The organism is Protofrankia sp. Cr1, from assembly GCF_963555865.1.
Classification (GTDB): Bacteria; Actinomycetota; Actinomycetes; order Frankiales; family Frankiaceae; genus Protofrankia.
In genome coordinates this window covers 1-871 of the sequence record NZ_CAUVXO010000200.1, presented here as the reverse complement: position 1 = coordinate 871, position 871 = coordinate 1, and the positions used below count along the sequence as shown (strand labels likewise).

At 69.0% G+C, this 871-nt stretch carries 2 protein-coding genes; both read right to left on the bottom strand.

Going from position 1 to position 871, the window contains the following annotated elements; translation table 11 throughout:
- The coding region (locus U9980_RS15925; protein WP_322768639.1) for a MazF family transcriptional regulator at positions 1–192 on the bottom strand (192 nt) is incomplete at its 3' end.
- A 78-nt stretch (positions 193–270) separates the two neighbouring features.
- On the bottom strand, positions 271–871 hold a 601-nt coding region (locus U9980_RS15920), incomplete at its 5' end, for a methyltransferase domain-containing protein (RefSeq protein WP_322768638.1).

Here is an 871-nt window from a genome sequence, read left to right as displayed (position 1 = left end):
GGCCATCAGGTCGGGCAGGGGGGTGTCCTCATATCGGCTCACGGCGCGGGCCTCGAGTACCCCGGCACGGACGGTCACCTCGACCGTATCTCCGGGGCCGACGCCCAGAGCACGCAGCTCGGTTGGGCTGATCGTGATGCCCGCCGAATTCCCGATCGTGACGACCTTCTTCTGCATACGAACAGAGTACATCCCAGTACGAACTCGCCGTGGTGGCGGCCGACGCCCAACTGGCGCGTCTGCTCGCGGAGCGGGCCCAGGTCAAGGGGATCAGGCACGGCGGGCACAGGCGGCGAACATCGCCGCGCTGATGATGAGGTTGTTCTCGTCGCGGCTGAGAGACCACCACCGGCCCACCTCGTCCCGCGTCAGCAGTCCGGCTTCGATGATGCTCCGCTGGAATCGCTCCACGAGGAGCTGCCAGGCGAGCCACGACTCGCCGGTGCTGCGGAACTGAGTGCCGTAGTACTGAGCGGCCTCGTCGGTGAAGCCCAGGCTGAGCACATCACCGAGGAGCCGGCGGCCATAGGTCGCGTCGAACCCGCCCTCCTCGCCCATGAGCCGTTGCAGCGCCTGGACCATGGCGGTGTGTATCGACGCCTCGGGGACGACCAGGTCGGCACACGTCCAATCGACCTCCTCGACCAGAAGCCAGCCGCCCGGTGCGACCGCCGCCGCGAGCCGCTGGAGCGCACGCCGATGCGGGTGGAGGTGTGCGATCAGAAGCCGAGCGTGGACCAGGTCGAACCGTGCGTGCGGAAGGTCGTCGACCATCACGTCCATGCGCCGGACCTCGACCGACCCGGGCAGCCGGTCGAGGAAGCGGACGTCGCGGTCCACCGCGAGGACGTGCCCCGCGGAGCCGACGACC